Genomic DNA, 499 nt, shown 5'->3' on the forward strand with positions numbered 1-499 from the left:
ACTCATCTTCCTCGCCTCCGCACGGTTCTTCTCCAGAAACTCCGCCAGGATCCCCTCCCCGATGCATTCCCGGATCGCACGCTCCACCGCCTCCTCGACCGGCAGCTCCAAGTCCCCCTGTCTGGCCTTTCCATTCGGCAGTGGTATCAGATCTGTTCCCGGATCCACTCCCGGATAAGCTCTACGTCTGTCTCTGCTATCCGGGCAATCTCCTCCGCCGCCATCCCGGACCGGGCCAGATTGACCACTATACTGCGCTTGCCTTCCGCAACGCCCTGGACCTGGCCATCTGTGAAGCCCTGGGCGTGGCCCTCCGCAAGCCCCTTGGCTTGGCCATCCGTGAAACCCCGGGCATGGCCCTCTGTGAAGCCCTGGGCGTGACCATCCGCGAGCCCCTTCTCATAGGATTGCTCCCGCTCCTGCCTCATATGTCTCTCCTGATCATATTCATAGATACTCATCTTCCTCGCCTCCGCACGGTTCTTCTCCAGAAACTCCG

General features: G+C 61.1%; 1 pseudogene. It reads right to left on the minus strand.

The annotated features are described in order from the left end of the window. Nucleotides 1-146: 146 nt before the first annotated feature. Nucleotides 147-499 (minus strand): annotated as a pseudogene (locus H6A20_RS13130) (hypothetical protein); the annotation flags it as partial.

It is taken from the genome of Mordavella massiliensis (assembly GCF_016901695.1).
Classification (GTDB): Bacteria; Bacillota; Clostridia; order Lachnospirales; family Lachnospiraceae; genus Claveliimonas; species Claveliimonas massiliensis_A.